Origin of the sequence: Demequina silvatica, from assembly GCF_000971215.1 — a bacterium.
Taxonomy (GTDB): Bacteria; Actinomycetota; Actinomycetes; order Actinomycetales; family Demequinaceae; genus Demequina; species Demequina silvatica.
Genome location: NZ_BBMA01000003.1, coordinates 116,840 through 134,205 on the forward strand (window position 1 = coordinate 116,840; position 17,366 = coordinate 134,205).

General features: G+C 71.6%; 17 protein-coding genes and 1 riboswitch. Of the genes, 10 read left to right on the forward strand and 7 right to left on the reverse strand.

Translation table 11 applies throughout. From position 1 onward, the window contains the following. Nucleotides 1–7: 7 nt before the first annotated feature. The 4 genes from AOM05_RS04490 to sdhC are packed head-to-tail and all read right to left on the reverse strand — an operon-like array spanning nt 8 to nt 3,343. Nucleotides 8–772, reverse strand: coding sequence for a succinate dehydrogenase iron-sulfur subunit (locus AOM05_RS04490; RefSeq protein ID WP_062519799.1), 765 nt, complete (start codon nt 770–772; stop codon nt 8–10). Further along, entirely contained in the window at nt 772–2,541 is a 1,770-nt protein-coding gene (sdhA, locus tag AOM05_RS04495; protein WP_062519800.1) for a succinate dehydrogenase flavoprotein subunit, read from the reverse strand. Before sdhA ends, AOM05_RS04490 begins: the two co-directional genes overlap by 1 nt. After that, nucleotides 2,538–3,008 carry a succinate dehydrogenase hydrophobic membrane anchor subunit gene (locus AOM05_RS04500; RefSeq protein WP_062519802.1) on the reverse strand — a complete coding sequence of 157 codons (471 nt, stop codon included), beginning with the start codon at nt 3,006–3,008 and terminating at the stop codon, nt 2,538–2,540. Before AOM05_RS04500 ends, sdhA begins: the two co-directional genes overlap by 4 nt. Continuing rightward, nucleotides 3,008–3,343, reverse strand: coding sequence for a succinate dehydrogenase, cytochrome b556 subunit (sdhC, locus tag AOM05_RS04505; RefSeq protein WP_062519803.1), 336 nt, complete (start codon nt 3,341–3,343; stop codon nt 3,008–3,010). Before sdhC ends, AOM05_RS04500 begins: the two co-directional genes overlap by 1 nt. 89 nt (nt 3,344–3,432) lie before the next feature. Here sdhC and AOM05_RS04510 point away from each other — a divergent pair, with 89 nt between their 5' ends. The 9 genes from AOM05_RS04510 (at nt 3,433) to AOM05_RS04550 (ending at nt 13,665) form a co-directional block, all read left to right on the forward strand. Next, on the forward strand, nt 3,433–4,533 hold the full coding sequence (locus AOM05_RS04510; RefSeq protein ID WP_062519805.1) for a mannose-1-phosphate guanylyltransferase: 1,101 nt from the start codon (nt 3,433–3,435) through the stop codon (nt 4,531–4,533). Between the two features lie 134 nt (nt 4,534–4,667). Beyond that, nucleotides 4,668–5,750 carry a BMP family lipoprotein gene (locus AOM05_RS04515; RefSeq protein ID WP_062519806.1) on the forward strand — a complete coding sequence of 361 codons (1,083 nt, stop codon included), beginning with the start codon at nt 4,668–4,670 and terminating at the stop codon, nt 5,748–5,750. Between the two features lie 108 nt (nt 5,751–5,858). Continuing rightward, a complete protein-coding gene (locus tag AOM05_RS04520; RefSeq protein WP_062519808.1) occupies nt 5,859–7,373 on the forward strand; it encodes an ABC transporter ATP-binding protein in 1,515 nt (504 codons plus the stop codon). Further along, on the forward strand, nt 7,370–8,596 hold the full coding sequence (locus tag AOM05_RS04525) for an ABC transporter permease (protein WP_062519809.1): 1,227 nt from the start codon (nt 7,370–7,372) through the stop codon (nt 8,594–8,596). Before AOM05_RS04520 ends, AOM05_RS04525 begins: the two co-directional genes overlap by 4 nt. Beyond that, nucleotides 8,593–9,882, forward strand: a complete 1,290-nt coding sequence (locus tag AOM05_RS04530) for an ABC transporter permease (protein WP_062519810.1) — start codon at nt 8,593–8,595, stop codon at nt 9,880–9,882. The genes AOM05_RS04525 and AOM05_RS04530 overlap by 4 nt, the downstream gene beginning before the upstream one ends. Before the next feature lie 4 nt (nt 9,883–9,886). Further along, complete coding sequence (locus AOM05_RS04535) at nt 9,887–10,282, forward strand: cytidine deaminase (protein WP_062519812.1); 396 nt, start codon at nt 9,887–9,889, stop codon at nt 10,280–10,282. Then, a complete protein-coding gene (locus tag AOM05_RS04540) occupies nt 10,282–11,595 on the forward strand; it encodes a thymidine phosphorylase (protein WP_062519813.1) in 1,314 nt (437 codons plus the stop codon). The genes AOM05_RS04535 and AOM05_RS04540 overlap by 1 nt, the downstream gene beginning before the upstream one ends. Nucleotides 11,596–11,599: 4 nt before the next feature. Continuing rightward, the gene (locus AOM05_RS04545) at nt 11,600–12,574 is read left to right on the forward strand and encodes a hypothetical protein (protein ID WP_062519815.1); all 975 of its coding nucleotides are present in this window, start codon (nt 11,600–11,602) and stop codon (nt 12,572–12,574) included. Nucleotides 12,575–12,594: 20 nt separating this feature from the next. Next, nucleotides 12,595–13,665: an adenosine deaminase gene (locus tag AOM05_RS04550; RefSeq protein ID WP_062519816.1), complete on the forward strand. Its 1,071-nt coding sequence runs from the start codon at nt 12,595–12,597 to the stop codon at nt 13,663–13,665. A 25-nt stretch (nt 13,666–13,690) separates the two neighbouring features. Here AOM05_RS04550 and AOM05_RS04555 read toward each other — a convergent pair whose 3' ends face one another. Further along, the gene (locus tag AOM05_RS04555) at nt 13,691–14,005 is read right to left on the reverse strand and encodes a DMT family transporter (RefSeq protein WP_062519818.1); all 315 of its coding nucleotides are present in this window, start codon (nt 14,003–14,005) and stop codon (nt 13,691–13,693) included. Nucleotides 14,006–14,017: 12 nt separating this feature from the next. Continuing rightward, nucleotides 14,018–14,081: riboswitch (guanidine-III (ykkC-III) riboswitch) on the reverse strand. Nucleotides 14,082–14,140: 59 nt separating this feature from the next. Between AOM05_RS04555 and deoC the strand changes: the two genes are divergently transcribed. After that, on the forward strand, nt 14,141–14,812 hold the full coding sequence (gene deoC / locus AOM05_RS04560) for a deoxyribose-phosphate aldolase (RefSeq protein WP_062519819.1): 672 nt from the start codon (nt 14,141–14,143) through the stop codon (nt 14,810–14,812). A 24-nt stretch (nt 14,813–14,836) separates the two neighbouring features. On the opposite strand, the gene AOM05_RS04565 is transcribed toward deoC, so the two are convergent. Together AOM05_RS04565 and AOM05_RS04570 are read right to left on the reverse strand one after the other, a co-directional pair. Then, nucleotides 14,837–16,543 (reverse strand): phospho-sugar mutase, encoded by a 1,707-nt coding sequence (locus AOM05_RS04565; RefSeq protein WP_062519821.1) that lies wholly within the window; start codon nt 16,541–16,543, stop codon nt 14,837–14,839. Further along, on the reverse strand, nt 16,543–17,340 hold the full coding sequence (locus AOM05_RS04570; protein WP_062519823.1) for a purine-nucleoside phosphorylase: 798 nt from the start codon (nt 17,338–17,340) through the stop codon (nt 16,543–16,545). The genes AOM05_RS04565 and AOM05_RS04570 overlap by 1 nt, the downstream gene beginning before the upstream one ends. Nucleotides 17,341–17,366 lie beyond the last annotated feature (26 nt).

Genomic DNA, 17,366 nt, shown 5'->3' on the forward strand with positions numbered 1-17,366 from the left:
TTGCGGCTCAGACCTCGCCCGAGGTGAGCGCCCTCTTGACCTCGGAGATCGCCTTGGTGACCTCGATGCCGCGCGGGCAGGCCTCGGTGCAGTTGAACGCCGTGCGGCACTTCCACACGCCGGCCTTGTCGTTGAGGATCTCGAGGCGGTCCCACTGGCCCTCGTCGCGCGAGTCGAAGATGAAGCGGTGCGCGCCCACGATCGCCTGGGGTCCGAAGTACTGGCCGTCGGTCCAGAACACCGGGCAGCTCGAGGTGCACGCGGCGCACATGATGCACTTGGTGGTGTCGTCGAAGCGGGCGCGGTCCTCGGGGGACTGCAGGCGCTCGCGCGTCGGGGCGGCGCCCGTGGTCATGAGGAACGGCATGATCTCGCGGTAGGAGGCGAAGAACGGCTCCATGTCCACGATCAGGTCCTTCTCGACCGGCAGACCCTTGATGGGCTCGACCGTGATGGGCCGCGCCGGGTTGAGGTCCTTGAGCAGCGTCTTGCACGCGAGGCGGTTGCGGCCGTTGATGCGCATCGCGTCGGAGCCGCACACGCCGTGCGCGCACGAGCGGCGGAAGGACAGCGACCCGTCCTGGTCCCACTTCACCTTGTGCAGCGCGTCGAGCACGCGGTCCGTGGCGTGCGCCTCGACCTGGAACTCCTCCCAGTAGGACTCGCCGGCCGCGTGGTCGGCGGTGCCCTCGGGGTTGGTGCGCAGGATCTTCAGGGTGACGGTGAGGGCGGTGACCTCGCCGACGGCGGGGGACTCGGCTACGGCCGTCATCAGTACTTCCTCTCCATCGGCTGGTACTTGGTGATCACCACGGGCTTCTTGTCGAGCCGCACGCCGTCCGCGGTGGCGTACGCCATCGTGTGGTGCATGAACGCCTCGTCGTCGCGCGTGGGGAAGTCCTCGCGGTAGTGGCCGCCGCGCGACTCCTGGCGGGCGAGCGCGCCGGCCGTCACCACCTCCGCGATCTCGAGCAGGAAGCCCAGCTCGATCGCCTCGAGCAGGTCGGTGTTGAAGCGTCGTCCGCGGTCGTGGATCGCGATGTCCTGGTAGCGCTCCTTGAGCTCGGCGATCACGCCCGCCGCCTCCTCAAGCGACGCGGCGTCGCGGAACACCTGGACGTTGCGGTCCATGGTCTCCTGCAAGGCCTTGCGGACGTCGGCGACGCGTTCGGTGCCTGCGCCTCCCACCGTCGCCAGGAGCCGGGTGACGATGCCCTCCAACCGGGCCGCCGCATCGTCCCGTAGGACGGGGGCGGAGTCCACGGACGTCGCGTACTCCGCGGCGGCGATGCCGGCGCGGCGCCCGAACACGTTGATGTCGAGCAGCGAGTTGGTGCCCAGGCGGTTGGCGCCGTGGACGGACACGCACGCGCACTCCCCTGCCGCGTAGAGGCCCTTGACGGTGTCGGTGTTGTTGCGCAGCACCTCGCCCTGGACGGTGGTGGGGATGCCGCCCATCGCGTAGTGCGCGGTGGGGTAGACGGGGACGGGCTCGGTGTACGGCTCGACGCCCAGGTAGGTGCGGGCGAACTCCGTGATGTCGGGGAGCTTCTCGTCGATGTGGGCCGGCTCGAGGTGGGTGAGGTCCAGGAGCACGTAGTCCTGGTGAGGGCCGGCTCCGCGGCCCTCGCGCACCTCGTTGGCCATCGCTCGCGCCACCATGTCGCGCGGCGCGAGGTCCTTGATGGTGGGGGCGTAGCGCTCCATGAAGCGCTCGCCCTCGGAGTTGCGCAGGATCCCGCCCTCGCCGCGCGCGGCCTCGGACAGCAGGATGCCCAGGCCCGCGAGGCCCGTCGGGTGGAACTGGAAGAACTCCATGTCCTCGAGCGGCAGGCCGGCGTTGAGGGCGATGCCCATGCCGTCGCCGGTGAGGGTGTGCGCGTTCGAGGTGGTCTTGAAGATCTTGCCCGCGCCGCCGGTGGCGAAGATGACCGCCTTCGCGCGGAACGTGTGGATCTCGCCCGTCGACAGCTCGAGCGCGACCACGCCGGCGACCGCGACGTCCTCGCCCTCGGCCGCGGCCTGCGGGTCCTGGTCGAGGATGAGGTCGAGCACGTAGTACTCGTTGAAGAACTCGACCTCCTGCTTGATGCACTGCTGGTAGAGCGTCTGCAGGATCATGTGGCCGGTGCGGTCCGCGGAGTAGCAGGAGCGGCGCACGGCGGCCTCGCCATGGTTGCGGGTGTGGCCGCCGAACCGGCGCTGGTCCACCTTGCCCTCGGGCGTGCGGTTGAACGGCAGGCCCATCTTCTCGAGGTCCAGCACCGCGTCGATGGCCTCGTGGCAGAGGATCTCCGCGGCGTCCTGGTCCACCAGGTAGTCGCCGCCCTTGACGGTGTCGAACACGTGCCACTCGGCGTTGTCGTCCTCGACGTTGGCCAGCGCGGCCGCCATGCCGCCCTGCGCCGCGCCCGTGTGGGAGCGGGTCGGGTAGAGCTTGGTCAGCACGGCCGTGCGGGCGCGCTGGGAGCTCTCCAGCGCCGCACGCATGCCGGCGCCGCCGGCGCCGACGATGACGACGTCGTACTCGTGATGGGTCATGCGAGGTCCTTGCAGAAGCTGGGGAGAAGGCTGGGGTCCGCGCCTGCGGGGCACGGGTCGAACGTGAAGATGACGAGCGAGCCCAGCACGATGATGCCGATCACGGCGACGCCGAGCGCGCCGTGGAGCAGCTTGTTGAGCCACGGCGTGTGCGCGTAGTCGTTGATGAGCAGGCGCATGCCGTTGCCGCCGTGCAGCATCGCGAGCACCAGCATGGTGAGGTCCCACACCTGCCACAGCGGGCTCGCCAGCTTGCCGGCGACGAAGGCGAAGTCGATCTGGTTCACGCCGTCGCCCGTCATCAGGTTGATGAACAGGTGCGTGAGGATGAGGATCACCAGGATCGGGCCGGAGATGCGCATGAAGCGCCACGACCACTGCTCGGCGCCGGGGCGGACCCGGCCGGAGCGGATCCGCGGCTCCTTGATCTTGGGGCCGGGCACGAACTCGGGGGACGAGGCGGTCATCAGGCACCCCCGAACACGTGCATGAGGTGGCGGGGCAGGAAGCCGGCCATGAGCACGGCGAAGACGATCCACACCGCCCACACCAGCTGCTTCTGGTGGCGCAGCGCCCAGGTGGAGCGGTCGACGGCGATGATCCGCAGGCCGTTGAAGGCGTGCAGCAGGATCGCGGCGACCAGGCCGGCCTCGACCAGGCCGTAGATGGGCGTCTTGTAGCTCCCGATCACCTCGTTGTACGCCTCGGGGGAGACGCGCACGAGCGCGGTGTCGAGCACATGGACCAGCAGGAAGAAGAAGATCGCGACGCCAGTGACACGGTGGACCACCCACATCCACATGCCTTCATGGCCTCGGTACAGCGTTGTCGGGGACACGTCCCTCCTCAGAGCACTACAGCGGGCTTGACGGCCATCCTAATGTGGTCGCCATGACGGCTGAGCACACCGACTCGCAGATCATGTCCGATTTCGTAGAGGATCTGGTGACGGTGATCCCCGCGGGCGGCGTCGGCTCCCGCCTGTGGCCGCTGTCGCAGCCGCACCGCCCCAAGTTCCTGCTGGACCTCCTGGGCACCGGCGCGACGCTGATCCAGGACACCGTCGCGCGCGTGAGCCCGCTGTCGGAGCGCGTGGTGGTGGTCACCGGCGAGCGGCACGCGGACGCGGTCGCCGCGCAGGTGCCCGCGGTGCCGCGCGAGAACCTGGTGACCGAGCCCAGCCCGCGCGACTCCATGGCCGCGATCGCGCTCGCCGCGGCGCTCATCGAGGAGCGGTGGGGGAGCCGCGTCATGGCGTCCTTCGCCGCGGACCACCTCATCCCCGACGCCGAGTCCTTCCGCGCGACGGTGCGCGAGGCCGCCCGCGTCGCACGGACCGGGAAGGTCGTGGTGATCGGGATCGCGCCCACCGAGCCGTCCACCGCGTTCGGCTACATCGAGATGGGCGAGCCGCTGTCCGGCGACGCGCGCCACGTGGTCGCGTTCACGGAGAAGCCCGACGCGGAGACCGCCGCCGGGATGCTCGCGCGCGGCTCCTTCGCGTGGAACGCCGGCATGTTCGTCATGCGCACCGACGTGCTCCTGGGCCACCTCGACCGGCTGCAGCCCACGCTCGCCGCCGGCGTGCGCGAGATCGCTGCCGCCTGGGACGGCGCGGACCGCGCCGAGGTCCTCGCGCGCGTGTGGCCCACGCTCACCCGCATCGCGATCGACCACGCGATCGCCGAACCCGTGGCCGCGGACGGCGGCGTCGCGGTGGTCCCCGCGAGCTTCGAGTGGCACGACGTGGGCGACTTCGACTCGCTCGCCGAGCTCTCCGGCGCCGGCGGGGAGGCCGTCGCGATCGGCCGCACCGCGCCCGTGGGCGCGGTGGGCGCCCGCGGGTCCCTGGTGATCGGGGGCGTCAAGCCCGTCGTGGTCGTGGGGGTGGACGATGCGGTGGTGGTCGAGTCGGACGAGGCCATCCTGGTGACGGTGCGGGCCTCCGCGCAGCGCGTGAAGGACGCCGGGGCCGCGCTCGAATCCGCCTGAGCAGGGAGAATCGTTGCCGGATTGTTGCGGACGCGAGACCAACGCGGGTTTGTTCGTAACATTGCGTCCGTACGATGACCCGTACAACCCCCGCCCGGTGGCAGCCGGGCATGACTGACAGAGGGAAACACCTGATGAAGAAGATCATCCGCGTGGGTGCCGTCGCCGCAGTGTCGGCGCTCGCCCTGGCAGCTTGTGCGTCCGCCCCCGAGGAGGAGGCGAGCTCGTCCGCCACGGCGGACGCCGGCGCTCCCGTCGAGACCGTCGACTTCAAGGCCTGCATGGTCTCGGACTCGGGCGGCTTCGACGACCAGTCGTTCAACCAGTCGGGCTACGAGGGCCTGACCCGCGCGGAGGCCGAGCTCGGCATCGAGATCGCGTCCGCGGAGTCGACCACCGAGGCTGACTTCGGCCCGAACATCGAGGCCCAGGTCGCGGCCGGCTGCGACCTCATCATCACCGTCGGCTTCCTGCTCAGCCAGGCCACCGTCGACGCCGCGCTCGCCAACCCGGACGTGCACTTCGCGATCATCGACGACCTCGCCGACAACGACTTCGACGGCACCATCGACGCCGACAACATCAAGCCGATCACCTTCGACACGGACGAGGCCTCGTTCCTCGCGGGCTACGCCGCGGCCGGTGCGTCGCAGTCCGGCACCCTGTCGACCTTCGGCGGCATGAACATCCCGTCGGTCACCATCTTCATGGACGGCTTCCTCGCGGGTGCCAACTACTACAACGAGGCCAACGGCGGCAATGTCAAGGTCCTCGGTTGGGACGGCACCGACGGCCAGTTCACGGGCGACTTCTCCGACCAGGCGAAGGGCCAGAACGTGACCGAGGAGTTCCTCAGCCAGGGTTCTGACATCGTCATGCCGGTTGCGGGCCCCGTGGGTCTCGGCGCCGCCGCGGCCGTGCAGTCGTCCGGCGACGCGTGGCTGATCGGTGTGGACTCCGACTGGACCCTCACCACCGACTACGCGGACATCATCCTCACGTCGGTGCTCAAGAACATCGGCAACTCGGTGTTCGACACCATCGCGGAGACCATCGACGCCGGCTTCTCGACCGAGCCCTACCTGGGCACGCTCGAGAACGAGGGCGTGGGCGTCGCGGACTTCGCCGAGGGCGCCGTGCCCGACGCCGTGCTCACCGAGCTCGACGCGATCAAGGCCGGCATCATCGACGGCTCGATCTCGGTCGACGTCTCCTAAGACAGCACCGTTCAGGGGGCGCGCCACAGGGCACACCTGTGGCGCGCCCCTCGCTGTCTCCGCTAGTAGGCTCGGGAATGTCCCGAGCAAAGACGTGGGAGGACCCCTGTGAAACTCGAGCTCCGCGGTATTACCAAGCGCTTCGGAGACTTCACCGCCAACGACCGCATCGATCTGCTGGTCGAGCCGGGCACCGTGCACGCCCTGCTGGGTGAGAACGGCGCCGGCAAGTCGACGCTGATGAACGTGCTGTTCGGCCTGTACGACGCCGACGAGGGCGAGGTGCTGCTCGACGACGAGCCGGTCGTCTTCGCCGGTCCGGGCGACGCGATGGCCGCCGGCATCGGCATGGTGCACCAGCACTTCATGCTCGTGCACCCCTTCACGGTCGCCGAGAACGTGATGCTGGGCCACGAGGACGTGCGCGGCCCCGCCAAGCTGCTCGACCTCGACGCGGCTCGCGCGAAGGTGCGTGAGATCTCCGATCGCTTCAACTTCAACGTCGACCCCGACGCCGTCATCGAGGACCTCCCGGTGGGCGCGCAGCAGCGGGTCGAGATCATCAAGGCGCTCTCGCGCGACGCCTCGGTGCTGATCCTGGACGAGCCCACCGCCGTGCTCACGCCTCAGGAGACCGACGAGCTCCTCGGGATCGTCAAGGATCTGCGCGACGCCGGCACCGCGGTGGTGCTCATCACGCACAAGCTCCGCGAGGTCAAGGCCGTCGCGGACACCATCACCGTCATCCGCCGCGGCAAGGTGGTCGGCACGGCCGAGCCCAGCGCCACGCAGGAGGAGCTCGCCTCCCTCATGGTCGGGCGCGCCGTCTCCATGCGGGTCGACAAGGAGGACGCGACCCCGGGCGACACCATGCTCGCCGTCGACGGCCTCACGGTGGTCGACGCGGCCGGGATCGTCCAGCTCGACCACGTGTCCTTCGAGGTCAAAGCGGGCGAGATCCTCGCGATCGCCGGCGTCCAGGGCAACGGGCAGACCGAGCTCACCGAGGCGCTCATCGGCGTCGTGTCGCCCGACGCGGGCTCCGCCTCGCTCGACGGCGACGTCATCACGGGGCGGTCCATCAAGGACGTGCTGCTCAGCGGCATCGGGTTCGTGCCCGAGGACCGCACCGAGGACGGCATCGTCGCCAACATGACCATCGCGAACAACCTCATCCTCGACCTGCACGACCAGGAGCCGTACGCCAAGGGCTTCGCGCTGCAGCCGAAGGTGATCGCGGACGAGGCGCGCAAGCACGTCGAGCAGTTCGACGTGCGCGCGACGTCGATCGAGCAGACCGCCGGCTCGCTGTCCGGCGGCAACCAGCAGAAGGTGGTGCTCGCACGCGAGCTCTCCCGCCCGCTCAAGCTGCTCATCGCGTCCAACCCGACCCGCGGGCTCGACGTCGGCTCGATCGAGTTCGTCCACAAGCGCATCGTCGCGGAGCGCGACGCGGGCGCCGCCGTCATCATCGTGAGCGCCGAGCTCGACGAGGTCGTCGCGCTCGCCGACCGCATCGCGGTGATGTACCACGGGCGGATCGTCGGCATCGTCGCGCCCGACACCGATCGCGACACGCTCGGCCTCATGATGGCGGGCGCACACCAGGAGGAGGCGGCGTGAGCGCCGAGACCCAGACCACCGCGGGCGAGCCCGAGCAGCAGGCGCCGGAGCCGAGCCGCTCGCGTCAGGTGCTGAGGGAGATCGCCGAGAGCTCGAGCATGGTCGTCTTCATGGCGATCGTCGCGTCGATGATCATCGGCGGCGTCCTCATCATCCTCGCGGACGAGGCCGTCCAGGAGTCGGCGGCGTACTTCTTCTCGCGGCCCGGCGACACGTTCGCCGCGATCGGCGACGCGCTCGGCGCGGCGTACTCCGCGATGTTCAACGGTGCGGTCCTCAACCTGCAGGCCGAGTCCTTCGCCGCCATGATCAAGCCGTTCACGCAGACGCTCACCATGGCCACCCCGCTGATCTTCGCGGGTCTCGGCCTGGGCATCGGCTTCCGCGCGGGCCTGTTCAACATCGGTGCGCAGGGCCAGATCCTCATGGGCGCCACGTTCGGCGCCTACATCGGCTTCGCGTTCTCGCTGCCGTGGGGCCTGCACCTGCTCCTCGCGGTCCTCGGTTGCGCGCTCGGAGGAGCGCTGTGGGGCTTCATCCCCGGCGTCCTCAAGGCGCGCACCGGCGCGCATGAGGTGATCGTCACGATCATGCTGAACTACGTCGCGCTGTACCTGGTCGCCTGGCTGCTGTCGCTCGAGGCGTTCCAGCGCGAGGGCAGCGACAACCCGATCTCGCCGCTCGTCGCGGAGACCGCGCAGTACCCGCAGATCCTCGGCGTGCAGTTCAACCTGCACCTGGGCTTCCTGCTCGCGCTCGCGTGCGCGTGGGGGGTGTGGTGGCTGATGGAGCGCTCGACGCTCGGCTTCCGGCTGCGAGCGGTCGGCGCGAACCCCAGCGCCGCGCGCACCGCCGGCATGAGCATCGGCGCCGCGACCATCATCACCATGGTGATCGCGGGTGCGCTCGCGGGCCTCGCGGGCTCGGCGCCCGTGCTCGGCACGCAGAAGTACCTCACCGACGCCGTCGCCGGCAGCATCGGATTCGACGCTATCACCGTCGCGCTGCTGGGCCGCTCGCGTCCCCTCGGCATCGTGCTCGCCGCGATCCTCTTCGGCGGCCTGCAGGCCTCCGGTCCGTCGCTCCAAGTCAACGCGGGCCTGCCCGTCGACATCGTCGTGGTGATCCAGGCGCTCATCGTGCTCTTCATCGCGGCGCCTCCGCTGGTCCGCTGGATGTTCCGCCTGCCCTCACCGGCTCACGAGAAGGAGGTGGCGGCATGACCGCGACCGTCGCCGACGCCCCCGCAGCCGCGGCGTCGAACGCGCCCATCCCGCCCAAGAAGTTCGGCCCCGCGATCGCGCTCGGCGTCATCGCGCTGCTGTCGCTCGTGATCTTCGGGCTCGGCACCGCGTCGGGCGCGTCGACCACGTTCGTGATCGCGCGTCCCACCGACTTCTTCAAAATCCCCAGCTTCACGCTGCCGTCCCAGCTCGCCGCGATCCTGCTCTCGGTGGTCGGCCTCGCCCTCGCCGGATGGACCGCCTACCGCGCGAACCAGCGCCGCAAGGTGGGCCTGTGGGTGCCGGTGGTCTACGGCATGGCCATCATGGGCGCGCTGCTCACGTGGGCCGGCGCCGGACGCGACGCCACCAGCATCCAGCTCACGGGCCTGCTCACCAGCTCGCTGTTCCTCGCGGTGCCGCTCGTCTTCGGTGCCCTCGCGGGCACCCTGTGCGAGCGCTCCGGCATCATCAACATCGCGATCGAGGGCCAGCTCCTCGCCGGTGCCTTCCTCGCGGCGCTCGTCGCGTCGATGGTCGGCAACCCCTACGTGGGCCTGATCGCCGCGCCCATCGCGGGCGCGCTGGTGGGCCTGGTGCTCGCGATCTTCGCCACCAAGTACTGGGTCAACCAGATCGTGGTCGGCGTGGTGCTCAACATGCTGGTGCTCGGCCTCACGAGCTTCTTCTTCTCCACCGTGATGACGGAGAACGGGGACCTCAACCAGCCGCTCGGCATGCCCAAGCTCGCGATCCCGCTGCTGTCGAAGATCCCCGTGCTCGGCCCGGTGCTGTTCAACCAGAACCTGCTGGTCTACATCCTGTACGTCGTGGTCGCCGTCCTGCAGATCATGCTCTTCCGGTCGCGGTGGGGCCTGCGGGTGCGCGCCGTCGGCGAGCACCCCAAGGCCGCCGACACCGTGGGCATCCAGGTCAACCGCACCCGCGTGCGCAACACCGTGCTCGGCGGCGCGATCGCCGGCCTCGGCGGCGCGTTCTTCACCGTGGCGTCGGGGCTCGCGTTCGGCAAGGAGATGACGGCAGGCAAGGGCTACATCGCGCTCGCCGCGATGATCCTCGGCAGGTGGAGCCCCCGCGGGGCGCTCGCCGCGGCCCTGCTGTTCGGCTTCGCGGATGCGTTGCGTGCGCAGCTGGGCGCGATCGGCTCGCCGATCCCGTCGCAGTTCCTCGCGATGTTCCCGTACATCGCGACCATCTTCGCGGTGGCCGGGCTCGTGGGCCACGCCCGCCCGCCGGCCTCCGAGGGCATCCCGTACAAGAAGTAGGACCATGGACATCGACTGGGACCTCCTGCGCGCCAAGGCGCGTGAGGCCAACGAGCGGGCGTACGTGCCCTACTCGAAGTTCAAGGTGGGCGCCGCCGCGCTCACCGACACCGGGCAGGTGGTGACCGGCGCCAACGTCGAGAACGCCAGCTACGGGCTCACCCTGTGCGCGGAGTGCGCGCTGGTGTCCAAGCTGCACACGGACGCGCTGGGCTCGCGCCTGGTCGCGTTCGCGTGCGTGGACGGGGCGGGCGCGCCCCTCCAGCCGTGCGGCCGCTGCCGCCAGCTGCTGTACGAGTTCGGGGGACCGGGCCTGCTGATCGACGGACCCGACGGCACCCTCACCCTGGACGATCTTCTTCCCTGGGCCTTCGGGCCCCAGCACCTCGAGGAGGGCTGATGGCTGAGCGCCACGACGCCGTCGACGTCATCCGCGTCAAGCGGGACGGCGGCACCCTGACCGACGACCAGATCGACTGGGTGGTCGACGCCTACACGCGAGGCGTCGTCGCCGACGAGCAGATGAGCTCGCTCGCGATGGCGATCCTGCAGCGCGGCATGGGCCGCGGCGAGATCGCCCGCTGGACGCAGGCGATGATCGCCACCGGCGAGCGGCTCGACTTCTCGAGCCTGTCGCGCCCGACCGCCGACAAGCACTCGACGGGCGGCGTGGGCGACAAGATCACGCTCCCGCTCGCGCCCCTCGTGGCGGCGTGCGGCGTGGCGGTGCCCCAGCTGTCGGGCCGCGGCCTGGGCCACACCGGCGGCACCCTCGACAAGCTCGAGTCCATCCCCGGCTGGCGCGCCGACGTCTCGAACGAGGAGATGCTGCGCCAGCTCGAGGACGTGGGCGCGGTGATCTGCGCGGCCGGTTCCGGCCTCGCCCCCGCCGACAAGAAGCTCTACGCCCTCCGCGACGTCACCGGGACGGTCGAGGCCATCCCGCTCATCGCATCGTCCATCATGTCCAAGAAGATCGCCGAGGGCACGGGAGTGCTGGTCCTCGACGTCAAGGTGGGCACGGGCGCGTTCATGAAGGGCAGGGACCAGGCGCTCGAGCTCGCGCGCACCATGGTCGACCTGGGCACCGACGCGGGCGTGGTGACGTCCGCGCTGCTCACCGACATGTCGACGCCGCTGGGCCGGGGGATCGGCAACGGCCTCGAGGTCACCGAGTCCGTCGAGGTGCTCGCCGGTGGCGGGCCTGCGGACGTGGTCGAGCTCACGCTCGCGCTCGCCCGCGAGATGCTGGTCGGGGCGGGCGTCACCGACGTCGACCCGGCGGACGCGCTCCGCGACGGCCGCGCGATGGACGCGTGGCGGCGCATGATCGAGGCGCAGGGCGGGGACGCGGACGCGACCATGCCCGACGCGCCGCACGTCGAGGAGGTCCGCGCGGACCGCGACGGCGTCATCACGCGCATGGACGCGATGGGCGTGGGCGTCGCCGCATGGCGCCTGGGCGCCGGCCGCGCGCGCCAGGGCGCCGCGGTCGAGGTCTCCTCGGGCGTCTACCTGTACAAGGTGGTCGGAGACGAGGTCAAGGCCGGCGACGTCATCATGACGCTGCACACCGAGACCGAGGACCGCATGCCGCGCGGGCTCGCCGCCCTCACCGAGGCCTGCGAGGGCGCCGGCACCGTCGACATCACGCCCGGCGGCACCGTCGACCGCCGCATCATCCTCGACGCCGTGGGCGCGCACACGCGCTAGCGGGATGGCCTGGACGCTGACCGCCCTCGCGGCCCGCGCGGCGGGCCTCGTCGGGCTGTCCGAACGTCGTCCTCCCGAGGAGCCCGCGAGCACCGAGGGCCTGTTCGAGCGCGCCTTCCAGCGCGCGGTGGACCGCGCCGCCGCGGCGGACGCGAAGGCCCTCACCGTCTCCCGGGACCAGATGCGGGACGATGCGGCGGTCCTGTTCCGCGCGGTGGCCTCCGGGGCGCCCATCCCGGCGGTGGCGGCGCTCGCCGCCGGCTGGGACGGCCTGGGAGAGGCGACCCGGCGCATCGTCTCCCATCCCTCCGGCGAGGACGCGGGGCCGCTCGAATGGGCCGGGGTGCGCGCGCGGCAGGTCGACCAGACCACGTGCGGCGCCGCGACCATGGGCGTGATGCTCATGGTGGGCGACCCGTTCGTCGCGCTGTGGGTCGCGACCGGGCGGACCCTCGCGGGCTACGAGCCGGCCGAGGCGATGCATGCCGAGGCCGAGGGCTTCGAGGCGCTCACGGTCGAGGAGCGCTGGCATGCGCTGCAGCGGGTGATCCACGCGCAGACCACGGCGTCCGCGCTCGGGCCGGTCGCGTGGCCGCGCTCGCTCGGGACGCCGCCGTGGAAGGTCGACGAGTCGACGCGCTTCGCGGGGCTGAGGTTCCGGGGGTCTCTGGTGGACGACTCGTCTCCGGACAGGCTCGCGCCGCTGCTCGCGCACGCGCGGCGAGCGCTCGGGGACGGGATCCCCGTGCCGATGTTCACGGCGGGCGACTCGTCGCTGGGCATCGACTCCGTGATCCCGCGTCACGTGGTGCTGCTGGTCGCGAACGCCGGGACCGGGTTCCTCGTGTACGAGCCCGGCGCCGGAGCGGTGCTGCCGCTCGCGGACTCCGACCTGCACCCCGGCGCGGGGCGGCTGCCCGCGCTCGGGCACTGGTCGCGCGCCGCCTGGCTGGTGCTGCCCGTGCCGCGCCGCGAGTGACGCGCGGCTAGCCTGGCCTCATGACTCTCAGCACCGAGGACATCCTCGCCCTGCCCAAGGTCGTGCTCCACGACCACCTCGACGGCGGCCTGCGCCCGTCCACCCTCATCGAGCTGGCCGCCGAGATCGGCCACGAGCTGCCCTCGACGGACCCTGACGCGCTCGCGCGGACCTTCGCGGAGAACGCCAACTCTGGCGACCTGGTGCGCTACCTCGAGGCGTTCGCCCACACCACCGTGGTCATGCAGACCGCGGCGAACCTGCGCCGCGTCGCGCGCGAGGCCGTGCTCGACCTCGCGGCCGACGGCGTCATCTACGCGGAGCTGCGCTACGCGCCCGAGCAGCACGTGTCCGGCGGGCTCTCCCTCCAGGAGGTCGTCGAGGCCGTGCAGGACGGCATCGAGGACGGCGTCGCCGAGGCGCAGGAGGCCGGTTACGCGATCCGCGCCGCCGCGATCCTCGACGCCATGCGCCACCTCGACCGGTCGGTCGAGATCGCCGAGCTCGCGCTCGCCAACCGCGGCCGCTGCTGCGTGGGCTTCGACATCGCCGGTCCCGAGCTGGGCTTCCCCGCGGCGAACCACCGCGAGGCGTTCCAGCTGCTGCGCGAGCACCACATGCCCGTCACCATCCACGCGGGCGAGGCCGACGGCGCCGCCTCCGTGGGCGAGGCGCTCGGCCTGGGCTCCGCCCGCCGGATCGGCCACGGCGTCCGCATCCACGAGGACATCGAGGGCTTCGGCGGCGAGGAGCTCACGCTCGGCGTGATCGCCCAGCACGCGCTCGACCTGCAGATCCCGCTCGAGTGCTGCCCCACGTCGAACGTCCAGACCGCGGCCGCGCCGTCCATCGAGGGCCACCCGATGCACGAGCTCCGCAACCTCGGCTTCGCGGTCACCGTGAACACCGACAACCGCCTGGTCTCCGGCGTGACCATGTCCTCCGAGTTCGCGGCGCTGGCCGAGGTCGGCTGGACCAAGGAGGACCTGTTCGAGGCGACCCTCGCGGCGGCCTGGGGCGCGTTCCTGCCCTACGACGAGAAGGCGGACCTCGCCGAGCTGGTGATCGAGGGCTACGGCATCGACCTGTGACCGGGGGCGTGGTGGGGCCCGGCGCCTAGTGCGCGAGCTTGAGCCCCACCACGCAGCCCACGATCCCGAGGATCAGCAGGATCTTGAGGAGCGAGGCTCCCTCCGCGCCGGTGACCATCGCGTAGCCGACGGTGAGCGCGGCGCCGATCCCGACCCAGACGGCGTAGGACGTGCCTAGCGGCAGCGTGCGCATCGCGTACGCGAGGCCGCCCATGCTGGCGACGAGCGCGACGGCGAACGTGACGGTCGGCGCGAGCCGGGTGAAGCCCTCGGACCTGCCCAGGGCGGTCGCCCAGACGGCCTCAAGGATGCCGGAGACGATGAGGATGACCCAAGCCATGACGTGCTCTCCATCGAGACGTCTTGTCGCATCGCCGGGTACGTCACTTCGTCCGGGAGCCCTGATCGGGCGCTCCGTCCAGGTTGTCACGTCTTCCCGCAGGTGGCAAACCCCGGCGCGGCCTAGGCTGGGTCCATGACTCTCACCCGTGCCGAGCTGGCCCGCTACGTCGACCACACCCTCCTCAAGCCCGAGTCCACCCCCGCGGACGTCGAGGCGCTCATCGCGGAGGGCGCCTCGCTGGGCGTCTTCTCCGTCTGCGTGTCGCCCTCGATGCTGCCGGTGACCGTGCCCGACGACCTCGCCGTGGCGACGGTGTGCGGCTTCCCGTCCGGCAAGCACCACTCGTCGATCAAGGCGGCGGAGGCGGCGCTGAGCATCGAGCAGGGCGCCGACGAGGTCGACATGGTGATCGACGTCGCCGCGGCGAACGCCGGCGACTTCGCGGCCGTCGAGGCGGACATCGCGGCCGTGCGCGCGTCCGTGCCCGAGGGCAAGATCCTCAAGGTCATCATCGAGTCCGCTGCCCTCACCGACGAGGCGATCGTGGGCGCATGCCTCGCCTCGGAGGCCGCGGGCGCGGACTTCGTCAAGACCTCGACCGGCTTCCACCCCGCGGGCGGCGCCTCGGTGCACGCGGTGCGCCTCATGGCGGAGACCGTGGGCGGGCGACTCGGCATCAAGGCGTCCGGCGGCGTCCGCACCTGGGACGACGCGGTCGCGATGATCGAGGCGGGCGCGACCCGGCTCGGCCTCTCCGGCACCGCCGCGGTGCTCGACGGCGGCGAGGCCACCGGCTCCTACTGAGCCGGGGCCCCGCACCCGTGCGGGCTAGATCCTCAGCGCCGCCGTCACGTCCGCACGGAGCAGCTCCATGGTGGTGGCCGCCGCGGCCTTCGCCGCCGCGACGTCATCGCCGGCCACTGGCACGACCACCTCGAGGTACGCCTTGACCTTCGGCTCGGTGCCGGAGGGGCGCACGATCACGCGCGCTCCCGACTCAGCGGCGAGGTGCAGCCCCGTGGTGCCGGGCAGGCCGCGGAAGCCCTCCGACATGTCGTCGGTGGCGACCACGGGGGAGCCGGCGAGCGTGGCGGGAGGCGACGCCATGAGGCGCGCCATGGTCTCCGGGATGAGGGCGAGGTCCGCGTACCGCGCCGAGACCTGCGACGTCAGGTACACGCCGTACGCCCGGGCGAGGTCGTCGATCGCGTCGGCCAGGCTCCGGCCGGCGGCCTTGAGCTCGGACACGAAGTCGGCCATGAGCAGCGCCGCGGACACGCCGTCCTTGTCGCGGACCAGGTCCGGCGCGACGCAGTAGCCCAGCGCCTCCTCGTAGCCGAAGGCCATGCGCGGCGTCCGCCCGATCCACTTGAAGCCGGTGAGGGTGTTCGCGTGGCCGAGCCCGTGAGCCTCCGCGATCGCGGCGAGCTGCTGCGAGGACACGATCGAGTTCGCGAGCACCTGCGAGCCCGCGGACGTGCGCGACGCGATCCGCTCGCCCAGCAGCGAGCCCACGACGTCGCCGTGCAGCATGGTCCAGCGCCCGTCGATGAGGGTGGCGACCGCGCAGCGGTCCGCGTCCGGGTCGTTCGCGATGACCACGTCGGCGCCCACCCGCTCGGCGAGCTCGAGCGCGAGGTCGATCGCGCCCTTCTCCTCGGGGTTGGGGAAGTCGACGGTGGGGAAGTCGGGGTCCGGCTCGGCCTGCTCGGCGACGGTGTGGACGTCGGTGAAGCCGGCGGCGTGCAGCACGCGCTCGACCGTCTCGCCTCCCACGCCGTGGAGGGGCGTGAGGACGATGCGCGTGGCGGCCCGGCGCGCGGCCACCGGGGCCACGGTGCCGCCGAGCGCGGCCACCTGCGCGACGTAGTCGTCGACCACGCCGTCGCCCAGCACGCGCCACCCCTCGGCGGCGCGCGGGACGGCCGCCACGGCCGGCACGGCGGCGATGCGGGCGGCGATCTCGCCGTCGTACGGCGGCACGATCTGCGCGCCCTGGCCCTCGTCCGTCACCACTCGACCGCCCAGGTAGACCTTGTAGCCGTTGTCCTGGGGCGGGTTGTGGGAGGCGGTCACCATGACGCCCGCGTCGGCGTCGAGCAGGCGCGTGGCGAAGGCGAGCACCGGGGTGGGGAGCGTACGGGGGAGCAGCAGCGCCTCGTGGCCGGCGGCGGTCATGACCGCCGCCGTGTCGATCGCGAAGTCGTGCGAGCCGTGGCGCGCGTCGTAGCCGATCGCCACGCGCGCGGGGCCCTCGACGCCTCGCTCGGCGAGGGCGTCGGTGAGGTAGCGCGCGAGCCCGGCGGCGGCGCGGATCACCACGGCCCGGTTCATGCGGTTCGGGCCGGCGCCGATGCGCCCGCGCAGGCCCGCGGTGCCGAACTCGAGGAAGCCGCGGAACCGGTCCTCGAGGTCCTCCAACGCGGCGGCGGACCCGCCCACGGCGGCCTCCAGCACCCCGGCGAGCTCCTCGCGGGTCGCGTCGTCCGGGTCGTCCTCGATCCACGCCTCGGCGCGGGCCAGCAGCTCCTGCATCACATCTCCCTGACGATCGCGGCCAGCAGCGCGGAGATGCGCGGGCCCGCGGCGGCGCCGGCGTCGAGCACCTCCTGGTGGTCGAGAGTGTCGCCGCCGATCCCCGCGGCCAGGTTGGTCACCAGCGACAGGCCGAGCACCTCGAGGCCCGCCTCGCGCGCGGCGATGGCCTCGAGCACGGTCGACATGCCCACCAGGTTGGCGCCCAGGATGGCCGCCATGCGGACCTCCGCCGGCGTCTCGTACTGAGGTCCGGTGAACTGCGCGTAGATGCCGTCGGGCAGCTCCGCGTCGATCGAGTGCGCGAGGCCCCGCAGCCGCGGCGAGTACACCTGGCTCATGTCGACGAACGTCGCGCCCTCGAGCGGCGTCTGGCCCGTGAGGTTGATGTGGTCGGCCAGCAGCACCACGGAACCGGGGCCCACCTCGGGACGGGTGGACCCGCAGCCGTTGGTGAGCACCAGCTGCGTGCAGCCCGCGGCGGCGGCCATGCGGATCGCGTGCGCGACCTTGCCCGCGTCGCGCACCTGGTAGTAGTGCTGACGCGCGCCGAGCACCAGCACGCGCTTGCCGGTCGGGGTGAGCAGCGAGCGGAACACCGGGTGGTGCCCGGGCACCACGTGCGCGTCGAAGCCGGGGATGTCGGTCGCGTCGACCCGTGCGACCTCCTCACCGATGAGGTCGGCCGCGCCGCCCCATCCGGAGCCCAGGACCAGGGCGATGTCGTGCTGGGCGACGCCTGTGGCGGCGGCAAGGGTGGCCGCGGCCTCCGCGGCGAACTCGGTGGCGGAAGTCATGCGACGAGCCTAGTAGCCCCGCCCGG